1 protein-coding gene is annotated in these 1,484 nt (G+C 65.1%); it reads right to left on the bottom strand.

Going from position 1 to position 1,484, the window contains the following annotated elements:
- Positions 1–303: 303 nt before the first annotated feature.
- Positions 304–1,401, bottom strand: coding sequence for an IS110 family RNA-guided transposase (locus tag AWC17_RS07680; RefSeq protein WP_046187318.1), 1,098 nt, complete (start codon positions 1,399–1,401; stop codon positions 304–306).
- Positions 1,402–1,484 lie beyond the last annotated feature (83 nt).

Genomic DNA, 1,484 nt, shown 5'->3' with positions numbered 1-1,484 from the left:
CTGATATGGGAGAAGTTTTGTCAAGCGGGCAGGGTGAAGCGGTGGCCACAACCGTCGTCGTGGCCACCGCTTCGTTGACCGGATGAGTCCTCGGAGGCGTCGAGCGTGTCATAGCGACGCGTGTCAAATCTGATATGCGCGGGTTGGATACCGCAGGACGGGACTTCGAGTCGGAGTGGACCGCTTGTCTAAAGGACGAGCGTCATCAGTTGTCTAGCAACATGATTGCTCATAGGTCGCACGCGGGTCACTCCCAGACGCTTGCCGTCACCACCGAGTTCTCATCCGGACACTCGTGGGGTATTACTCGTCGAGAATGGCCAACGACCAGCACCAGCCGGCAAGTTCGCGGGCGATGGCCGCGTTGGCCACTACTGCGCGTTTCTTGCGTTCATCGAAACCAGCCCAGCGAGCATTCAGACGCCAGTTGGCTGCCTGGCCCCGTGCCCGGGCCACCGGGGACGCTGTCTCCCACCGCTTCCGCAGCTCGCGCCCTGGCCGGTACCGGGGTCGGTGATGCCAGGCCGCTTCGACCAGCAGTCGGCGGGCATGGCCGTTGCCGGTCTTGGTGACCCCGCCCTGGGAACGGGTCGCCCCCGAGGAATTCTCGGTGGGCACCAACCCGAGGTACGCGCCGATCGAGCGCCCGTTGAGGCGTTGCCAGTCTCCGATTTCGACGGCCAACCCGAACGCGGTCAACGTGGAGATTCCGCGCAGGCACCCCAGCCGGGTGACCACCGGGGTGAACACCGAATCGGCGGCCATGGCGGTGATCGCGGTATCAAGGCGCTCCCGCCGGTCCACGCATGCCAGCATGGCATCGAACGCGGCGTCGTAGGCCAGCTGCCGACCCGGGATGTCGAATCGGTGAGTGCGCAGCCACAGTTCGTGCTTGCCAGTCCACGCCTTCCCCCCGGAGTAGACGATCCCATGTCGTAGAAGCAGTTTGGAGACGCGGTGCCGGGCCGACATCAAGTCCCCACGCACGTCCTCACGAGCCCGCACCAGATCTCGAGCCGCCTCCTGCTCAATGCTCGGGATCGTCACCTCCACGATCTCACCCAAATGCAGCAGCCGGGCAAGATGCCGGGCATCGCGGGTATCGGTTTTGACCCGGTCCCCCGACGGGCGCTGCAACTTCGAGGGCGCCGCCACCAGACACACCATCCCGGCGGCCAGCAGGAACCGCGCGAGGGCGAAACCGGTCGGCCCGGCCTCATAGGTCACCGCCGCCGGACCCGGCAACGACCGAACCCAGGCCAGGATCTCTCGGTGATCCGGAGTCAGCCGGCGCTCAAAGACCTCACCGGTCACACCATCCAGACCACACCCGACCACCGATCGTGCGTGCACGTCCAGTCCAACGCTCGTACGATAATTCTTCACTGGGGCCTCCCACATCTTGTGGCTCTACCGGCCAGGACCACCCTGTCGGCAACCCACGTTCACATGTGTGCGAGGCCCCAGCCTCGTCATACCGTCTA

The sequence above is a fragment of the Mycobacterium nebraskense genome (assembly GCF_002102255.1).
GTDB classification, from domain to species: domain Bacteria; phylum Actinomycetota; class Actinomycetes; order Mycobacteriales; family Mycobacteriaceae; genus Mycobacterium; species Mycobacterium nebraskense.
The sequence above is the reverse complement of the archived record's forward strand: the minus strand, read 5'-3'. Positions and strand labels throughout refer to the sequence as shown.

Excerpts from the sequence above, each read along its gene's own strand:
- AWC17_RS07680 (WP_046187318.1), bottom strand. The coding sequence starts at position 1,401 with ATGTGGGAGGCCCCAGTGAAGAATTATCGTACGAGCGTTGGACTGGAC.